The following is an 18,994-nucleotide window of genomic DNA, read 5'->3' on the forward strand; positions in this document are numbered from 1 at the left end:
AGAAAATGATTTTTAATTAATAGATTTGCAGAACATTAATAAACAAACAAAAACATAGATATTATGGCATTAGCAATAACAGATGCTACTTTTGACGAAGTAGTTTTAAAATCAGACAAACCGGTTTTAGTAGATTTTTGGGCGGCTTGGTGTGGACCATGTAGAATGGTTGGACCAATCGTTGATGAATTGAGTAATGAATACGAAGGCAAAGTAGTTGTTGGGAAAGTGGATGTAGATGCTAACCAAGAATTTGCTGCAAAATACGGTGTTAGAAACATTCCTACAGTTTTGATTTTCAAAAATGGAGAAGTAGTAGGTAAGCAAGTTGGAGTTGCTCCAAAACAAACCTATGCAGATAGTTTAGACGCATTGTTGTAATCAACTGATTGCATTATTTTAAAAAAGGGTTGGCGAAAGTCAATCCTTTTTTATTGTATATAAAGTACCAATCGTTTTCCTATATTTGAATTATGAAAGTTGAATCGCAAAGAGATATTGTTTCTAGTTTTCAGAATTTGGAGTTATTGGCTCATCAAGTGGTGGAAGGATTTATTTCAGGGATGCACAAGAGTCCTTTTCATGGTTTTTCTGCAGAATTTGCAGAGCATAAATTGTACAATTCTGGAGAAAGTACCAAACACATCGACTGGAAATTATTTGCCAAAACCGATAGGCTGTATACCAAGCAATATGAAGAAGAAACTAATTTGCGTTGCCACTTAATTATAGATAATTCTTCTTCCATGCATTATCCTAATTTAAATGATGGGCAGTTTTTTTATGAAAATAAAATTGGATTTTCAGTACTTGCTTCAGCTGTATTGATGAACGTTTTAAAAAAGCAACGTGATGCAGTGGGATTAAGTGTTTTTTCAGATCAATACGAATACTATGCGCCAGAGAAAGGGAGTGATCGCCACCATCGAATGCTTTTGAATACATTAGAAAGTCTTTTGGAACGCCCCAAAGTAACCAAAACTACTGATACGATTACGTATTTGCATCAAATTGCGGAGAAGATTCATCGCCGTTCTATGATTATTTTGTTTACCGATATGTTTCAATCAGAAAATGAAGCGGCTTTGTTTAGTGCCTTACAACATTTGAAGCACAACAAACACAAAGTTGTTATATTTCATGTTTATGATGCTAAATCAGAGTTGGATTTAGATTTTGATAATAGACCCCGAAAGTTTGTGGATATTGAAACAGGTGAAGAAGTTCCTGTTTTTGCTGATTCAGTTCAGAAAGAGTATGAAAATTCAGTTTCAAACTATTTCAAAAAATTAGCATTATCATGTGCTCAAAATAGAATTCAATATGTTCCAGTGGAAGTAGGGCAAAATTTTAAAAAAATATTACTTACCTATTTCGTTGAGAAACAAAACTTTGGTTAATTCTAGTTTAGAATATTTAATTTTTTTATCAAAACACTTGTATAAAAGGAAATCTGTTGTATATTTGCAACCGCAATTAAGCAGAGGTTTGGTAGTTCAGTTGGTTAGAATACATGCCTGTCACGCATGGGGTCGCGGGTTCGAGTCCCGTCCAGACCGCTAAATTGGGAAAAGCACTTCGTAATGAAGTGCTTTTTTGCCCAAAAACGGTATCTAAAGCTAGTTGTGTTGTTTGGTCGGCCTTGTAAGCTGACCTGGTTTAGTAGTTAGACCGATGAAAAGCTTTCCAGAAATTCTGATTTTCAGAACTAAGGATAGCTTTTTTGATTTAAGACTGTACTAAAACGATATAGTGGTTTTATTTTACTCTTCAATATTAGTTTTTCAGAAATCCATTCTAAAAGAAAACCAACTTTACTTTCCTTTTTTTTATTCTTTCTATCAAGATTTGGTGCTTAATAAAGCTACTCAAAAAAATAATTGTATTTTTATAAAAAATTAGTTCTATTCAAAACCTTTACATTGAAACATTTTTTTCTTTTTTTAGTAGTCCTATTGTTCAATTCATGTCAGTATTTTGATAGGCTTGTGCCTTCTGAAAAGGAATTATTGGCAAAAGAATTGAAAGAAATCAACTGGAAAGAAGTAGATGAATTTCCTTCGGTTGCAGATTGCGAAAAAATCGATGATAAAACTCAACGACAACAATGTTTTTTCGAAATACTAACCCAGTTAATTCAAGAGAAATTGAGTGTTGATACTTTATCAGTTCTTTACCCAGAATTAGATACTATTGAGGTGAAAGTAACTGTTTTTCCTAATTCAACGATGCAATTTGAACCGCAATTTCCTAAAGATTCAGTGGCGTATGATACGATCAAAATTGACAGTATTTTAAAAGCACGTCTAGTGGATTTTCCAAAAGTGAATCCAGCAATTAAACGCGGCATTCCTGTCAAAACACAATTTGTACTTCCTGTTATACTAAAAGTCGAGTAGTTGCTACCCTTAAACAAAACTCAATTGGCAAACGAACGCATCATATTAGGAATTGACCCTGGAACCACTATTATGGGTTTTGGATTGATAAAAGTCGTCAATAAAAAGATGGAATTCTTACAACTGAATGAACTACAATTATCCAAATACGATAATCATTATCAAAAGCTAAAAATCATTTTTGAACGCACTATTGAGCTCATCGAAACACATCATCCAGATGAAATAGCAATTGAAGCGCCATTCTTTGGAAAGAACGTGCAATCGATGTTGAAACTAGGTCGCGCTCAAGGAGTAGCAATGGCAGCTGGACTTTCTCGCGGAATTCCCATTACAGAATACGAACCAAAAAAAATAAAAATGGCCATCACTGGAAACGGTAATGCCAGTAAAGAGCAGGTAGCCAAAATGCTCCAACAACTGTTAGGTCTTAAAACATTACCGAAAAACTTAGATTCAACCGATGGTTTAGCTGCCGCAGTTTGTCACTTCTTTAATTCTGGCCGACTAGAAATCGGAAAAAGTTATTCGGGTTGGGATGCTTTTGTGAAACAAAACGAAGAACGAATTAAGAAATAGTGTTCAGTGTGCAGGTTTTAGTGTTCAGTCAAACTAATTTTATTCTATGAGATTTCAAGATTTATTAGCCTACAAAAAAGGATTTATTGTTGCGATGGAAATTTTTGAATTAACGAAAAATTTCCCAAAAGAGGAAATCTATTCTTTAACGGATCAAATTCGTAGAAGTTCTAGAAGTGTTACAATAACTATAGCTGAAGCATATAGAAAAAGAGAGTATCCAAAATATTTTCATAGTAAATTAACTGACGCTGATTCAGAAAATTCAGAGACGCAGGGTTGGTTAGAATACGCTTTAGCTTGTAAATATATTTCACAAGAAATTCACGATTCTATTCTTGAAAAGTCAAAAGAAGTTGGTAAGCTTATCAATTTTATGATATTAAATCCAGGTAAATTTGGTTCTAAATCTGAAAACTAATATTTTCTTAATCTCGTCTGACCACTAAAATCTGACCACTGACCACTTTAAAAATGAGCGGAATCTACATCCACATACCCTTTTGCAAACAAGCTTGTCATTACTGCGATTTTCATTTTTCGACTTCAATGAAGAAAAAAGAGGAAATGGTTTTAGCTTTGGCCAAGGAACTACAATTGCGTAAGAGTGAGTTTGAAAACGAATCAGTTGCAACCATCTATTTTGGAGGAGGTACGCCGAGTAGATTGACCATTGCGGATTTAAAATTGTTGATTGCTACGATTTATGAACAGTATACGGTTGTAGAAAAACCAGAAATTACTCTCGAAGCCAATCCTGATGACTTGTCAGAATCCTATTTATCCGATCTTAAAACTATTGGAGTTAATCGCTTGTCTATTGGAATTCAGTCTTTTTTTGAGGAGGATTTGCAATTGATGAACCGCGCACATAATTCGGTAGAAGCTAAAAAGTGTTTGGAAATAGCTACCCGTTATTTTGATAATATTTCATTGGATTTAATTTACGGAATTCCTGACCTGAGCCAGAATGGCGAACAGACGAAGCAAATGTCGAACGAAAGATGGCAGCAGAATATTGAAACGGCACTATCTTTTGGAATACCGCACATTTCCAGTTATGCCTTGACAGTGGAACCTAAAACGGCTTTGAACAAACTGATTCAAACCGGAAAAATAGCTTCACCGAATGATGAAGTTGCCCAAGAACATTTTATGATTTTGGTCGAAACCCTTGAAAAAAACGGATTTGTTCATTATGAATTGTCCAACTTTGGTAAAGAAAATTATTTTTCTCAAAACAATTCGGCCTATTGGTTGGGCAAAAAATACATAGGAATTGGCCCTTCAGCACATAGTTATGATGGTATTTCGAGGAGTTGGAATGTTGCAAATAACGCCTTGTATCTGAAAGCGCTCCAGAATGATGAATTACCCAATGAAGTCGAAAAATTAACTTTGGAAGATCGGTATAATGAATATATTATGACAGGTTTACGAACGATTTGGGGGGTTTCTTTGGTTCGAATTGAGCAGGAATTTGGCATAGATTTTTTAAATTATTTAGAAAAACAATCGCGAAAATTCATTGACGATGGGTTGCTTTCTATCACTGACGACATTTTGAAGCCAACATTAAAAGGCAAATTTTTAACGGATGGAATAGCAAGTGATTTGTTTTACTTAAATTTGGAATAATTCTTAACCATTAAGAACACGAAGAAGGCACAAAGAAGCACATAACTTTGTGAACTTAGTGAAAACCTTGCGCCCTTTGCGGTTAAATAATTATGATAACAAAAATCCATAATTTCGAAATAGATTTATCAAAACCCATTGATATCTCGATTCCTATAACGAATGACGAGCAAAATCCTATTGCTTGGTACCAAAATGCGCCAGAAATTAATCCTGTCGTTATGGGAGATTGGATTGGGAAAGTATCAGAGGGTAAATCGTCAACCAATTTCAATAACCTGTTTTTTAATCCACATGCCCACGGAACACATACCGAGTGTTTGGGACATATCACGAAGGAATTCTATAGCATTAATCAATGTTTGAAACAGTTTTTCTTTTGGGCGACACTAATTTCGGTTCAACCAGAAAAAGTGGGAGAGGATTTAGTCATTTCTAAATCGCAGATTGAGAAGGCGTTGCAATCTGTTCAAAATTCAGAAATTAAATCTGAAGCGATTGTAATTCGGACGTTGCCCAATGAGGCTTCTAAAAAATCATTAAAGTATTCGAATACCAATCCGCCTTTTTTATCTGAAGAAGCGGCATTGTTTTTTCGCGAAAGCGGAATACAACATTTATTAATTGATTTGCCTAGTGTCGATAAAGAGAGAGATGAAGGGAAATTAGTAGCGCACAAGGCGTTTTGGAATGTTACTGACGTGAACCATTTGAACGTGGACGCAAGACTAAATTCTACAATAACTGAGATGATTTTTGTTCCCAATGAAGTTCATGACGGAAATTATATGTTGAATTTACAAATTGCTTCTTTCGAAAATGATGCGAGTCCCAGTAAGCCTATTTTGTACTCGATACAATAATAGAACAGTTTCAAAGTTATTTTATAAACAACACAAATTAGGTAGTATCTTTACTTAAATTAATATTCCCAAACAAAGTTATTATGAATGAGCAGCTTAAAAAGTTTTTAAACGAAGAACAAGATCCTAAAGCCATCGAAAAAGTCATGTCAAAATTGAGTGATTTATTGATGAAAAATGAAGAGATTGGTTATATAGCCGTACAGAAAAAACCAGCTATTACCGTTTTGCCAGATAGTATCGTAGTGACGAATAAGCGAATCATTATTTGCCAACCAAAGAATTTAGGACTTTCAATGAACTTTACTGATTATTCTTGGGACGAAATCGAAAGTACGGTTGTTAAAGAAGGGATTTTGGGTTCTGATTTTTCATTTGTAACCAAAACATCTCTTTCGGTTACAATAGAATATATTCCAAAAGTTCAAGCGAGAAAAATGTACGCTTTTGCAAAAGAACAAATCGATTTGTTAAAAGGAGTTTCAGGGTCTACTACCAACTTGGCAGTAGAAGAAGTCGATACGGAAGAAGTTACTTCATTTGCAGAGATTATGCCTACACAATCCACTTCGTTTTCTGAATTCAGCTCTATGGATGCAGATAAACCACTTAACGAATTGTCATCAGACGAGCTTTTTGAAAAATTGCAGAACTATAAAAAGTTACTCGATAACGGCTTGATTCTCCAAGGGGAATACGATGCCTTGAAAAAGGAAATTCTGAGTTATATGTAATGATAAGTATGTCATAAAAGTCTTGTCTAACTGAACTCGTTTCAGTTTCTATAAATAATTTTATGCTATTTTATAGATTCCGAAATAAATTCGGAATGACAAAACACTTGCTTTTGGACATACTTATTTTTTATTTTCTTGTTTTTAAAATCGAATATCCGAGTATTCCCCAGGCTACTATAAGCAATAATCCACCTATAGGAGTGATGAATCCGATAGGTTTAAAATCAATCCCAGTAATCCCAGTCGTGGACAACAGATAAATTGATCCTGAAAAATAAACTATTCCAAATAGATTTAGTCTGTATATTATTTTTTTAGTTTTCTCCTGAATATCATTTTGTGTTGCCAGAAAAAACAAAAAAAAGGCTTGATACATTTGGTAACGCACTCCCGTTTCAAAACTAATCAATTGTTCTGGAGTGAGTACTTTTTTTAAAGCATGTGCTCCAAATGCTCCTAAAATAATAGCAATCATTCCAATGCAAGCCGCGGTGATTGAGATCTTTTTATCCATATCTTTTTTTACAAAAATATTCTAAATGGATTGATTAAAAAACTAAATTTCAAATAAGTTGAGGTATTAATTAGCAATATAATTGTTATAAATCAAACAAAAACATATATTTGTGTTATAATATATACAAATGAGAACAGTTTTAATTTTTGGCGCAGGTAGATCTGCTTCTTCATTGATTCAATACCTTTTAGCAAAATCAGCAGAAGAACAATTGCATTTAGTGATTGCTGATTTATCTATGGAGTTGGCTCAAAAGAAAACGAATAATCATCCTAATGCAACTCCAATTGCTTTGGATATTTTAAATGAATTGGAACGGCAAAAGGCAATTCAACAGGCTGATATTGTGATTTCGATGTTGCCTGCGCATTTGCATATTGAGATTGCAAAAGATTGTATTTTGTACAAAAAAAATATGGTTACAGCCTCGTACATCAGTGACGAAATGCAAGCATTGGACACTGTAGTAAAGGAAAATGGATTACTATTCATGAATGAAGTAGGATTAGATCCAGGGATTGACCATATGAGTGCGATGAAAGTGATTGACGAAATCAAGGAGAAAGGTGGGAAGATGTTGTTGTTTGAATCCTTTTGTGGTGGTCTTGTAGCGCCAGAAAACGATACTAATTTATGGAATTATAAATTCACTTGGGCACCCCGGAATGTGGTGCTTGCAGGTCAAGGTGGTGCGGCTAAATTTATTCAGGAAGGAACTTATAAGTACATTCCATATTGTAATGTGTTTCGCAGAACAGAGTTTTTAGAGGTAGAAGGATTCGGAAGATTTGAAGCCTATTCGAATAGAGATTCGTTAAAATATAGAACTGTATACGGATTAGAAGATGTGTTAACTTTGTATCGAGGGACAATTCGTAGAGTTGGATTTTCAAAAGCTTGGAATATGTTTGTTCAATTAGGAATGACAGACGACTCTTATACTATGGATGGATCAGAAACGATGTCTTACCGTCAGTTTACCAATTCATTTTTACCGTATCACCCAACAGATTCAGTAGAGATTAAAACGCGTTTGATTCTTAAAATTGACCAAGATGATATCATGTGGGATAAATTGGTGGAGTTAGATCTATTCAATCCCAATAAAATTGTCGGATTAAAAGAAGCTACCCCAGCTCAAATACTACAAAAAATCCTTTCGGACAGTTGGACACTACAAGAGCAGGATAAAGATATGATTGTGATGTATCACAAATTTGGGTTTGAATTAAATGGAATTAAATCTCAAATTGATTCAAAAATGGTGAGCATAGGCGAAAATCAAACGTATACCGCCATGTCAAAAACAGTCGGTTTGCCAGTAGCTATGACTACTCTGTTAATTTTAAACGGCAAGATTAATAGTAAAGGAGTGCAGCTCCCAATAATGAAAGAAGTATACCAACCCATTCTAAAAGAACTAGAGGAATATGGTATTGTATTTAAAGAAGACAATGTTCCTTATTTAGGATATAATATAGATCAAGAATCTGTATAATATTATTTAAAAAAACCGCTTCGTTTAACTTGAAGCGGTTATGTTTTATTTACTCATTTCAACAAAGTATTTATAGAATAATGGAATAGTCTCGATTCCTTTTAAGTAGTTGAAAATTCCAAAGTGTTCATTTGGCGAGTGAATGGCATCGCTGTCCAATCCAAATCCCATTAAGATGGTTTTGCTTTTCAATTCTTTTTCGAATAAGGCTACAATTGGAATACTTCCGCCAGAACGAACTGGAATAGCTGGAACGCCAAAAGTTTCGGTGTAGGCTTTATTTGCAGCGCGATAACCAATGCTGTCAATTGGAGTGACGTAGCCTTGTCCGCCATGGTGAGGTTTAACTTTTACTGTTACTCCTGCTGGAGCAATACTCAAGAAATGTTGGGTAAACAATTTTGTGATTTCCTCCCAATCTTGATTTGGAACTAAACGCATTGAAATTTTGGCGAAAGCCTTACTTGCAATAACGGTTTTGGCACCCTCGCCAGTGTAACCACCCCAAATTCCGTTCACGTCTAGTGTAGGGCGAATCGAGTTTCTTTCGTTAGTTACATAGCCTGTTTCACCATAAACAGCATCAATGTCTAAGGCTTTTTTGTAGTTCTCTAAACTAAAAGGCGCTTTGGCCATTTCAGCTCTTTCGGCAGCAGATAGTTCTTCTACTTTATCATAAAATCCAGGAATGGTAATATGATTGTTTTCGTCATGTAATGAAGCAATCATTTTGCTCAATACATTAATTGGATTAGCTACAGCGCCACCATACAGTCCAGAATGTAAATCCCTGTTAGGTCCTGTAACTTCCACTTCTACATAACTCAAACCACGAAGTCCTGTCGTAATAGAGGGTTGTTGGTTGGAAATCATTCCAGTATCCGAAATTAAAATCACATCATTTTTTAGTTTTTCCTGGTTGCGTTCTACAAACCAACTCAAACTTTTGGACCCAATTTCTTCTTCGCCTTCAATCATGAATTTTACATTACAAGGCAAACAATTGTTGTTAATCATGTATTCGAATGCTTTAACATGCATGTACATTTGTCCTTTGTCATCGCATGCACCACGAGCGAAAATAGCTCCCTCTGGATGAATTTCGGTAGTTTTGATTACAGGTTCAAATGGAGGAGAAGTCCATAATTCCATTGGATCTGGTGGTTGTACATCATAATGTCCATACACCAATACGGTCGGTAAATTTGGATCGATTATTTTTTCGCCATAGACAATTGGATAGCCGGGAGTATCGCAAATTTCGACTAGATCACAACCTGCCTTTTCTAAACTTGCTTTTACGGCATCGGCGGTATCGAATACATCTTGAGAGTAAGCAGTATCAGCACTGACAGATGGTATTTTTAATAATTCAATTAATTCATTAATGAAACGTTCTTTATTTTCCTGAACGTAAGAAGTTATATTTTCCATAATTAGGTTTCAAATTATAGAATCAAAAATACGAAAAAGGACTGAAATATTTTTTGTTTAATTTACTTTGAAAATTAGAACTTATGTGTATATTTGCACCCACAATTACGCGGATATGGTGAAATTGGTAGACATGCCAGACTTAGGATCTGGTGCCGCAAGGCGTGTAGGTTCGAGTCCTATTATCCGCACAAAAAACCTTAAAAGTGATTAACATTTTTAAGGTTTTTTTTATTTTATATACTATCTTTCCCTTAAATTTACTTTTTTAAAAACCCATCACATGATACAAAAAACTTTATTTGTTTGCTTGGCTATCGGGAGTATGCTAACTACAAATGCACAAGAAATGACTACTATGAATCCATTTTTTCAGTCGTACAACACCCCATTTAACGTTCCTCCTTTTGAGCAAATTAAAAACGAACATTTTAAACCTGCTATTTTAGAAGGAATTAAAAGAAATGCTGCCGAGATTGATGCGATTGCAAACAATACAGCCGCACCTACTTTTGAGAACACCATTTTAGCCATGGAAAATGCGGGAGAATTACTGTCTAATGTAAATACGGTTTTCTCTAATTTGAATTCGGCTCACACCAATAAAGAAATTCAAACCATTGCTAAAGAAGTTTCGCCTAATTTATCAGCGCACCGCGATAACATTTATTTGAATGAAAAATTATTTGCAAGAGTTAAAGCACTTTGGGACAAAAAAGAAACCTTAGGATTGAACTTGGAACAAGCTAAAATTTTAGAGAATGCATACAAAGACTTTGTTCGTTCAGGTGCTAATTTGTCTTCTTCAGAGAAAGAAACGCTTCGAAAAATTAACGGCGATTTATCGTTATTGAGTTTGAAATACGGTCAAAATATTTTGGCAGAGACCAATAAATACCAATTAGTAATTACCGATAAAAAGGATTTAGTAGGACTTCCTCAAAGTGTCATTGATGCTGCTGCTGCAGATGCAAAAGCAAAAGGAAAAGCCGGAAGCTGGGTGTTTACTCTAGCCAATTCAAGCGTGATGCCTTTCTTGCAATACAGTGCTAACAGAAAATTGCGTCAAGAGATTTGGAACGCCTATCAAACTCGTGCCAATCACGATGATGAAATGGATAATAAAGCCAATGCTATTCAGTTAGCCAATCTTCGTGGACAAAAAGCCCGTTTGTTAGGCTATGCTTCACATTCTAATTACGTTTTGGAAGAATCGATGGCTAAAACACCAGAAAATGTCAATAAATTATTGAATGATTTGTGGAAACCTGCTTTAGAAAAAGCGAAGGTGGAAGCTGCCGACATTCAAAAAATGATGGCTAAAGACGGAATCAAAGAAGCAGTACAACCATACGATTGGAGGTATTATACCGAAAAAATCAGAAAAGAACGATTCGATTTAGACGAGCAAGAATTGAGTCCCTATTTTAGTTTGGAGAATGTAAGAAATGGTGCTTTCCAAGTAGCTCAAAAATTATACGGATTGCAATTTAAAGAATTAAAAGACATTCCAAAGTACCACGAAGCAGTAACTGCTTTTGAAGTTCTTGAAGCTGACGGAACACATGTTGGTGTACTTTATACTGATTTCCACCCACGCGAATCGAAAAGAGGTGGAGCTTGGATGACGTCATATAGAGCGCAAAAAACCGAGAATGGAGTACGTAAAGCACCGGTAATTTCTATCGTATGTAATTTTACTAAACCAACAGAAACAAAACCTGCGTTGTTAACTTTTGACGAGGTAAGTACGCTTTTTCATGAGTTTGGACATGCGCTACACGGATTGTTGTCTAATGTAACTTACAAAAGTTTAGCAGGAACAAGTGTGCCAAGAGATTTTGTGGAATTGCCTTCGCAAATTATGGAAAACTGGGCTGCAGAAGATGAAGTGTTGAAAATGTTTGCTAAACATTATCAAACGGGAGCAGTCATTCCTGATGCTTTAATTGCGAAATTGAAAAAAGCAGGTACGTTTGATCAAGGTTTTGGCACTACTGAATATTTAGCAGCGTCTTTATTGGATTTAGCATACCATTCACAAACTAAAGATATTACTATTGATGCGAATACTTTCGAGAAACAAGCGATGAACAAAATTGGCTTGATTGAATCGATTATTCCAAGATACAGAAGTACCTATTTCAGTCATATTTTCTCAGGCGGATATTCTTCAGGATATTATAGTTATATCTGGTCTGGAGTATTAGATACAGATGCGTTTGAAGCGTTTAAAATCACTTCACTTTTCAATCCAGAAAAAGCGAAGTCTTTCCGTAGAAATGTTTTGGAAAAAGGAGGTACAGAAGACCCAATGGTATTGTACAAACGTTTCCGTGGTGCTGAGCCAAGTATAGCGCCTTTATTGAGAAAAAGAGGTTTGGATCAGAAAGAGGAAACGCCTGTTAAAAAGATAAAAGGATAATAATCAAAACACGAATTGCACAGATTGTCACCAATATTTAATAATCCGTGACTAAAAATTTGACTACTCGAGAGTCCGTTTTTTGATAGTATCTAAAAACAAAAAACCTGCAAATTAATTTGCAGGTTTTTTTATGAATTTGATTGGAGCAACTTAAACGTTTTTCAAATTGATAATTTCTTGTTCCGTAAGCATTCTCCAATTACCTCGTGGTAAATTCTTTTTGGTTAAACCCGCAAAAGCCACACGGTCAATACGCAATACATTGTAATCAAAGTGCTCAAAAATAGAACGTACCACCTTTACATTTGAAGAACGTAATTTTAGACCGATTTCACTTTTAGGTTCGTTGTCGATATAGCTTACTTCTTCAACAAATACGCGATGTCCATCTAAAACTAAACCCTTGCTAATTTTTTCTAAATCTTCGTATTTCAAGTTTTTATCTAAGGAAACTTGGTATATTTTTGATGACTTTTGATTAGGTAAAGTAAACTTTCTAATCATATCGGTATCATTAGTAAACAATAATAATCCGGTTGTATTTTTGTCCATTCTACCTACTGCTCCAATTTTTGCAGTCGTTGCCCCGCGAACTAATTCTAGCACATTACGAAACTCTTGACCTTCGTCTAAAGCTGTAGTGAAATTTTTAGGTTTGTTCAACAAGATGTATTCTTTTTTCTCAGGAGTCAAAAGCACCCCGTCAAAATTAACTGTATCAGTAATTTTCACTAAATACCCCATTTCAGTAACAGGAACGCCATTTACTTTTACGTTTCCTGATTGAATGTAAATATCCGCATCACGTCGCGAACAAACGCCTGAATTGGCAATGTATTTATTCAAACGAATTTCGTCAGCTGCTTTGGCTCTTTTTGGCGCTTGATTTGGTTTTTTAACCACTTTATTAGCTTCCACTTCGGCTGCTTTGGTATTGATTTTAGCCTTTTTAGGACCCTGCGCACGCTTTTGCATCGCTGGTTTAGCTCCGCTCCGTTCGCCTCTGGCTCGGGTGGGCTTATTTGAACTCGGTCTAGAACTATTGGTTCTTCCGCCTCCTCTGGTAGTACTCATAATAATTGTAATTTATTGCTGCATTCGGACTAAGTTGCCCTTGAGACTGCAAAGATAGTATTTAAATTCTTCAGAAACGATTATAGAATCAAAGAGTTGAAATCACACGATATGCTACTTTTATGGGAGTTGTAACAATCGTTTTCCGTTCCACAGCACTTCAGGATTAATAAGTACAATACAAAAAACGCCTGCTACAATTAAAAATTTAAGTAGGTTGTGCAATTTTAGAAATGCTTCTTTACTGCTTGCTTTTTGTAAGGATAATAAAAAGAAAATCAAGACGATTAAGCAACCGTAAAAGTAAATATCCATATAACCTACATCATAAATTTCGATTAAAATATAGACAGGAATCACAGTGCATAATGCCAAAGCTGTAATGATTTTTTTAGCAGTATTTTCTCCGTAAACAATCGGAATGGTTTTGTAATTGTTAGCCAAATCGCCTTTAAGGTTTTCTAAATCTTTGATCATTTCTCGAATAAGCAATAACAAAAACAGGAAGCTTGCGTGTGCAAAAATGACCGCCAATTGACTGCTGTAGTTTTCAATTTCTTCAAAAGGGATTTGGTTGTAATAATACAAAAGGATGGCAAAAAAAGGCAAAACCGCTAAAAAAGCCGACATCAAATTGCCAATAAAAGGTTGTTTTTTGATTTTATGGGAATACAACCAAATCAAAAAAATATACACCGAAAAGAATAGAAAGGCTCGCCATGAAACAAACAACGCCATTAAAGCTACAATGAAATTGAGTGAAAAATAGACGCTTAATTTTGTTTTTTGACTTACAAATCGATCCAACATCGATTTGTTGGGGCGATTAATTAAATCTTTTTGGCTGTCGTAAAAATTATTAATGATATAGCCCGAAGCAATAGCTAATGAAGAGGCAAATACTAAAATAAATAAATGGAAATCGAAAAGTACATTTAAAGCTCTTTTCTCAGGAGCTAAAATAAATATAGCTGATAAATACTGAGCCAGAATGATAATGGGAATATTATAGCCTCTTACCACAGAGAACAAGCTGATAATTTTCTTAATCACCAATTTGTTCGCTCTGCTTAGCATTATGTTTTGTTTAGCGTTAAATGTTTTGGACTAAAATTGGTACACTACTTCTAATTTGTAGTCTTTCAGAGAAGTTTTGGCGCGTTCTAAATCTTCGGTAAACCCTAAGATATAACCACCGCCGCCAGAACCACATAGTTTCAAATAGTAATCGTTAGTGTCGATTCCTTTTTGCCAAATGGCATGAAATTCTTCAGGTATCATTGGTTTGAAATGACTCAAAACTACCTTAGATAATTTTTTAGTATTGGCAAACAATGATTTCATGTCGCCACCCAAGAAGTTCTCTACACACGAATCGGTATATTTTACAAACTGCGTTTTTAGCATGTTACGGAAACCTTGATCTTTTAAGTTTTCCATGAAAATATTGACCATCGGAGCAGTTTCTCCTACAATTCCAGAGTCGATTAAGAAAACGGCTCCTTTGCCATCCAAACTTTGAGTTGGGATGCCAGTGGCTTCGATATTATCTTTGGAATTGATTAAGATAGGAATGCTTAAATAACTATTTAAAGGATCTAAACCTGAACTTTTTCCGTGAAAGAAACTTTCCATTTGAGAGAAAATAGTTTTTAACTCCAATAATTTCTCACGAGTCAAGTTTTCTAAAACGGTGATTTTATTTTGGGCATATTTGTCGTAAATCGCAGCGACTAAAGCACCGCTACTTCCCACACCATATCCTTGCGGAATGCTGGAATCGAAGTACATGCCGTTAGTAACATCTGCTTCTAAAGTAACTAAATCGAACTGAACTAAATCAGGTTGTTCGATTTCTAAATTTTTCAAATGACTTACAAAACGCTTCAAATGTCCGTTAGAAGCAATAGCTTCTTCAGAAGGATTTTCATCGCTTTTTAGGGCACCATTATAAAAATTATAAGGAATAGAAAGTCCTTTGGAGTCCTGGATAATTCCGTATTCACCAAAGAGTAATATTTTTGAATAAAATAAAGGTCCTTTCATAGTTTTGTTTAATCAATTAATTGACTGCCAATTCCAATTTCATCACAAATATACTGACCATTTTGACAATAGCCAACTAATTCGTCCTGAATAAATTGCAATACTTTTTCTTTCACATGATTTGGATAAAGAACATGAACATTGGCACCAGCATCTAAAGTGAAGCAAACAGGAATTTTAGTTTCATTTCTAAATTGCCAAATACGATTGATAATTTCCAAAGTATTGGGTTTCATAAGTATGAAATAAGGCATTGAAGTCATCATCATAGCATGTAGTGTCAAGGCTTCACTCTCCACAACCGCGATGAATTGCTCTACATTTCCTGATTCAAAGATAGCAATCAATTGGTCTAAATTTTCATGTGCTTGTGCAAATCGCCTTTCGGCAAAAGGGTGGTTGTGCATTAAATCGTGCCCCAAAGTACTCGATACTTGTTTTTCACCTTTATCAACTAGTAAAATAGTGTCTTGGTAATTTTTGAAATTATCGTGAATTGTGTGTGGGAATTCCACTCCAAAAAAATCAGAACTTCCAGGAATATTTGCTTGTTTCCCCCAAACGACAACTTGACCTTGTACACTTCGGCAAGCACTTCCAGAACCTAAACGCGCTAAGAAAGAAGCTTTTTGGTAAAAATAGTCTTCGGTCATTGCGGGATTTAATTCCTTTTCCAAGCTCATCAGGTTCATAGCCAAAGCTGCCATCCCCGATGCAGAAGAAGCGATTCCCGAACTGTGCGGAAAAGTATTTTGGGTATCAATCGTAAAATGGTAGTCTTTCAAGAAAGGCAAGTAGGATTCAATTCGCTCTAAAAATTTCTGAATTTTTGGTTTAAAATCTTCTTTTGGTTTTCCTTCAAAAAGCAAGTCAAAAGAAAAATTGGAATTGGTATTTTGTCTTTTGGCGAAAGCCAATTGGGTAATTGTTTTACAATTATTCAGAGTAAAACTTACCGAAGGATTAGCGGGAACTTGATTTTCTTTTTTGCCCCAATACTTTACCAAGGCAATATTACTTGGCGTACTCCATTGAAAAACACCTTGTTCAACAGACTTTGTATAGGGAGCTGGAATAAAATCATTTGCGGTTACCATAAATAAAAATTTTAGCAAATATACTGATTTCTATTGCTAATTTATGAGGTTTTTATAACCGCAAATTCGCAAATTTTTATTTTTTGATAAAAATTCCAAGTGCTACTTTTCGTTTAATTTGCGAATTTGCGGTAATATAAATGAAATTGGTAATCAATGCTAATTCCTTTATTTGTAGAATAGGGAAAGTTTTGATTAATTTTGATAAAAAAATAAGATGAATAAAGTTTCTCGTATTGCAATAGTTGTCGTTATATGTTTACTAGTAGGCTATGTTTCTGGAATGGTCACCCGTGCTTCCATAGCGACTTGGTATCCTACTTTGGTAAAACCTAGTTTTAATCCACCCAATTGGATTTTTGCACCTGTTTGGACATCTTTGTACGTCATGATGGGAATTGCCGCAGGCTTAGTTTGGAATCATATCGATTCAAATAAAGAAATGGTCGTTAAAGCGTTACGTTTTTTTGCTTTGCAGTTGGCCCTAAATGCGCTTTGGTCTTATTTGTTTTTTGGATTGCACAATCCAATGTTGGCTACTATCGAAGTAGTTTTGCTTTGGCTTATGATTTTCGAAACCTATTCACAGTTTGCTAAAATCAACAAAACGGCTAGTTATTTAATGCTGCCTTATTTGGCTTGGGTGAGTTTTGCATCGGTATTAACGGCTAGTATTTGGTGGTTGAATCGTTAATTAATTTCTACTTGAATTAAATTTTCTAAGAGATTTTTATAATTGTTCCAAAAAAGCTTCACAAAGTATATGGAATAGAGTACAAATGGGATTTTGAAGTAGTTTCCATATTCAAAAGTTGAACTTGTTATGCAATTAAGAAGTAAAGAAATGAGTAACATACAAAATCCTATCACTACATTTTTAGATGTAAAAGGTGTATTTAATTCATTGATGATTTTTTGTAAATTCTCATTGACCTCTCGATCTATGAATTGATCTGAACTTTGATTTAGAAAACGAATGTGTTTTAGTAAAAGGTATTGAAACACGCTATTTTGAAAACTAATACTGTTCAATATTAGTGCAATCATTATCAGTCCACTCTTATTCCATCCAAAAAAATCTTGAATTCCAATTAATTCCAATATAATTGTCAAGTAACCATACCCAATTAGTGCTACTAAAGAAATACTACTAATTATTAATGAAATTGTGCAGTTGCTTAATTTTTGATTTAAAGGTTTCTTTTTGGAAAAAACAAATGGTTTAAAATTGTTTATGAGCTGGATACGGTAGCTGGTGGTAGTCATTGGGTAAGTGTAGGGGCTAAATGGGACAGTAATCAATAATTTGTAAGCCAAATTTACAAACCTTTTTTTGCAAAACAAAATAAATTTAAAACATATGTCTTAAACTTTAAATTATCAGTAATTTTAATTGGTTATTGCATCTGCAACTATAAAACCACTGGTCCACGCATTTTGGAAGTTAAATCCGCCAGTTATGGCATCAATATTGACAATTTCACCAGCAAAATAAAGGTTAGGGTGTAATTTGCTTTCCATAGTTTTGAAATTGATTTCTTTTAAATCAATTCCACCGGCGGTGACAAATTCTTCTTTAAAAGTGCTTTTTCCATTGACTTGAAAAAGACCTTTTGTGAGTTGGTTTGCCAAGTTTTGCAATTGGATTTTCGATAAATCAGCCCATTTGGTTTCGTTGCTAATTCCTGAGGCTAAAACTAAACTTTCCCATAATCTATTTTGTACTTCAAATGGAGATTTTTTGGCCACTGTTTTTTTAGCATGTTCTTGTTTGAGCTCTTTCAAAAGCATTTCTGCCTCTTCAGATTCTATATCATTAAGCCAATTGACTTCTATTGTAAATTGGTAGTTTTTATCGTGTAAGATTCGCGCTCCCCAAGCCGATAATTTTAATATAGCTGGCCCACTCATTCCCCAGTGGGTAATTAATAAAGGACCTGTTGATTCTAGTTTTGTGTCTTTGACTTTGACAGTTGCTTGAGTCGCAATGCCAGGCAATTCTTTAATTCTATAATCTTTGATGTTAAAGGTAAATAGGGAAGGTACAGGGGTGACAATGGCATGCCCAAACGTATGTAACAAATCCCAAATTTTCGGATTGCTTCCTGTAGCTAAAATGAGTTTTTCAGCTAAGTAAGTCTCAGTTTGAGTTTCAATTTTCCAATAATTTCCATCCGAGCCTTCGGTATTGAAAATGGATTGGACACTTTGTCCTGTTAAGATAGAAATGCCTAATTTTTTACTGGCATTTAAAAAACAATCGATGATGGTTTGAGAAGAATTGGAAACAGGAAACATTCTGCCATCGTCCTCAATTTTCAGTTCGACTCCGTGTTTTTCAAACCATTCAATAGTGTCCCCAGAGCTAAATTGATGAAATGGACCACGCAATTCTTTTTCGCCCCTAGGATAGAATTTGACCAATTCGTTGGGTTCAAAACAAGCGTGGGTAACATTGCAACGTCCTCCTCCTGAGATACGAACTTTGGAAAGCACTTCTTTTCCCCGCTCTAAAATCGCGACTTTGAGTTTTGGATTGCGCTCAACAATGTTGATAGCCGAAAAAAATCCAGCAGCACCACCTCCCACAATTAGTATGTCAAAGTCTTGATTCATTTTTTGTTATTGAATGACAAAGTTAAGAATAAAAAAAGAGCCTATCTAAAAAGACTTCTTTCTGTCAA

Annotated in this window: 18 protein-coding genes and 2 tRNA genes; 13 read left to right on the forward strand and 7 right to left on the reverse strand. The window is 34.8% G+C overall.

The window, feature by feature from the left end:
* Positions 1 to 63: 63 nt before the first annotated feature.
* The 9 genes from trxA (at position 64) to LPC23_RS04045 (ending at position 6,213) form a co-directional block, all read left to right on the forward strand.
* Positions 64 to 381, forward strand: a complete 318-nt coding sequence (gene trxA / locus LPC23_RS04005; protein WP_229318210.1) for a thioredoxin — start codon at positions 64 to 66, stop codon at positions 379 to 381.
* A gap of 92 nt (positions 382 to 473) precedes the next feature.
* Positions 474 to 1,400 carry a DUF58 domain-containing protein gene (locus LPC23_RS04010; RefSeq protein WP_229331271.1) on the forward strand — a complete coding sequence of 309 codons (927 nt, stop codon included), beginning with the start codon at positions 474 to 476 and terminating at the stop codon, positions 1,398 to 1,400.
* A gap of 85 nt (positions 1,401 to 1,485) precedes the next feature.
* A tRNA-Asp gene (locus LPC23_RS04015) sits at positions 1,486 to 1,559 on the forward strand.
* Positions 1,560 to 1,922: 363 nt separating this feature from the next.
* Entirely contained in the window at positions 1,923 to 2,399 is a 477-nt protein-coding gene (locus LPC23_RS04020) for a hypothetical protein (RefSeq protein WP_229326768.1), read from the forward strand.
* 24 nt (positions 2,400 to 2,423) lie between these two features.
* Positions 2,424 to 2,978 (forward strand): crossover junction endodeoxyribonuclease RuvC, encoded by a 555-nt coding sequence (gene ruvC / locus LPC23_RS04025; protein WP_229331273.1) that lies wholly within the window; start codon positions 2,424 to 2,426, stop codon positions 2,976 to 2,978.
* A 46-nt stretch (positions 2,979 to 3,024) separates the two neighbouring features.
* On the forward strand, positions 3,025 to 3,399 hold the full coding sequence (locus tag LPC23_RS04030) for a four helix bundle protein (RefSeq protein ID WP_229326770.1): 375 nt from the start codon (positions 3,025 to 3,027) through the stop codon (positions 3,397 to 3,399).
* Between the two features lie 53 nt (positions 3,400 to 3,452).
* Complete coding sequence (gene hemW, locus LPC23_RS04035; RefSeq protein WP_229331275.1) at positions 3,453 to 4,616, forward strand: radical SAM family heme chaperone HemW; 1,164 nt, start codon at positions 3,453 to 3,455, stop codon at positions 4,614 to 4,616.
* 92 nt (positions 4,617 to 4,708) lie between these two features.
* The gene (locus LPC23_RS04040; protein ID WP_229331277.1) at positions 4,709 to 5,479 is read left to right on the forward strand and encodes a cyclase family protein; all 771 of its coding nucleotides are present in this window, start codon (positions 4,709 to 4,711) and stop codon (positions 5,477 to 5,479) included.
* An 83-nt stretch (positions 5,480 to 5,562) separates the two neighbouring features.
* Positions 5,563 to 6,213 (forward strand): PH domain-containing protein, encoded by a 651-nt coding sequence (locus tag LPC23_RS04045; RefSeq protein WP_229331279.1) that lies wholly within the window; start codon positions 5,563 to 5,565, stop codon positions 6,211 to 6,213.
* A gap of 130 nt (positions 6,214 to 6,343) precedes the next feature.
* On the opposite strand, the gene LPC23_RS04050 is transcribed toward LPC23_RS04045, so the two are convergent.
* The gene (locus LPC23_RS04050; RefSeq protein ID WP_229331281.1) at positions 6,344 to 6,730 is read right to left on the reverse strand and encodes a DUF423 domain-containing protein; all 387 of its coding nucleotides are present in this window, start codon (positions 6,728 to 6,730) and stop codon (positions 6,344 to 6,346) included.
* 130 nt (positions 6,731 to 6,860) lie between these two features.
* Here LPC23_RS04050 and LPC23_RS04055 point away from each other — a divergent pair, with 130 nt between their 5' ends.
* Positions 6,861 to 8,231, forward strand: a complete 1,371-nt coding sequence (locus tag LPC23_RS04055; protein ID WP_229331283.1) for a saccharopine dehydrogenase family protein — start codon at positions 6,861 to 6,863, stop codon at positions 8,229 to 8,231.
* A gap of 45 nt (positions 8,232 to 8,276) precedes the next feature.
* On the opposite strand, the gene LPC23_RS04060 is transcribed toward LPC23_RS04055, so the two are convergent.
* Positions 8,277 to 9,665, reverse strand: a complete 1,389-nt coding sequence (locus LPC23_RS04060) for a dipeptidase (protein WP_229331286.1) — start codon at positions 9,663 to 9,665, stop codon at positions 8,277 to 8,279.
* A 109-nt stretch (positions 9,666 to 9,774) separates the two neighbouring features.
* On the opposite strand from LPC23_RS04060, the gene LPC23_RS04065 reads away from it, so the two are divergent.
* Positions 9,775 to 9,856: transfer RNA gene (locus LPC23_RS04065), tRNA-Leu, on the forward strand.
* A 92-nt stretch (positions 9,857 to 9,948) separates the two neighbouring features.
* Positions 9,949 to 12,090 carry a M3 family metallopeptidase gene (locus LPC23_RS04070; protein ID WP_229331287.1) on the forward strand — a complete coding sequence of 714 codons (2,142 nt, stop codon included), beginning with the start codon at positions 9,949 to 9,951 and terminating at the stop codon, positions 12,088 to 12,090.
* Positions 12,091 to 12,243: 153 nt separating this feature from the next.
* Here the strand turns inward: LPC23_RS04070 and LPC23_RS04075 are convergent, their stop codons facing one another.
* From LPC23_RS04075 to LPC23_RS04090, 4 genes are all read right to left on the reverse strand, one after another.
* Positions 12,244 to 13,167 carry a pseudouridine synthase gene (locus LPC23_RS04075; RefSeq protein ID WP_229331289.1) on the reverse strand — a complete coding sequence of 308 codons (924 nt, stop codon included), beginning with the start codon at positions 13,165 to 13,167 and terminating at the stop codon, positions 12,244 to 12,246.
* A 120-nt stretch (positions 13,168 to 13,287) separates the two neighbouring features.
* Positions 13,288 to 14,244, reverse strand: coding sequence for a geranylgeranylglycerol-phosphate geranylgeranyltransferase (locus tag LPC23_RS04080; protein ID WP_229331291.1), 957 nt, complete (start codon positions 14,242 to 14,244; stop codon positions 13,288 to 13,290).
* Positions 14,245 to 14,274: 30 nt separating this feature from the next.
* On the reverse strand, positions 14,275 to 15,213 hold the full coding sequence (locus LPC23_RS04085) for a mevalonate kinase family protein (protein WP_229331293.1): 939 nt from the start codon (positions 15,211 to 15,213) through the stop codon (positions 14,275 to 14,277).
* 8 nt (positions 15,214 to 15,221) lie between these two features.
* Entirely contained in the window at positions 15,222 to 16,310 is a 1,089-nt protein-coding gene (locus tag LPC23_RS04090) for a diphosphomevalonate decarboxylase (protein WP_229331296.1), read from the reverse strand.
* A gap of 217 nt (positions 16,311 to 16,527) precedes the next feature.
* Between LPC23_RS04090 and LPC23_RS04095 the strand changes: the two genes are divergently transcribed.
* Complete coding sequence (locus LPC23_RS04095) at positions 16,528 to 17,004, forward strand: TspO/MBR family protein (protein ID WP_229331298.1); 477 nt, start codon at positions 16,528 to 16,530, stop codon at positions 17,002 to 17,004.
* A gap of 695 nt (positions 17,005 to 17,699) precedes the next feature.
* On the opposite strand, the gene LPC23_RS04100 is transcribed toward LPC23_RS04095, so the two are convergent.
* Positions 17,700 to 18,926, reverse strand: a complete 1,227-nt coding sequence (locus LPC23_RS04100) for a BaiN/RdsA family NAD(P)/FAD-dependent oxidoreductase (RefSeq protein ID WP_229331300.1) — start codon at positions 18,924 to 18,926, stop codon at positions 17,700 to 17,702.
* Between the last annotated feature and the right edge of the window lie 68 nt (positions 18,927 to 18,994).

Origin of the sequence: Flavobacterium ammonificans (assembly GCF_020885975.1) — a bacterium.
GTDB lineage: Bacteria > Bacteroidota > Bacteroidia > Flavobacteriales > Flavobacteriaceae > Flavobacterium > Flavobacterium ammonificans.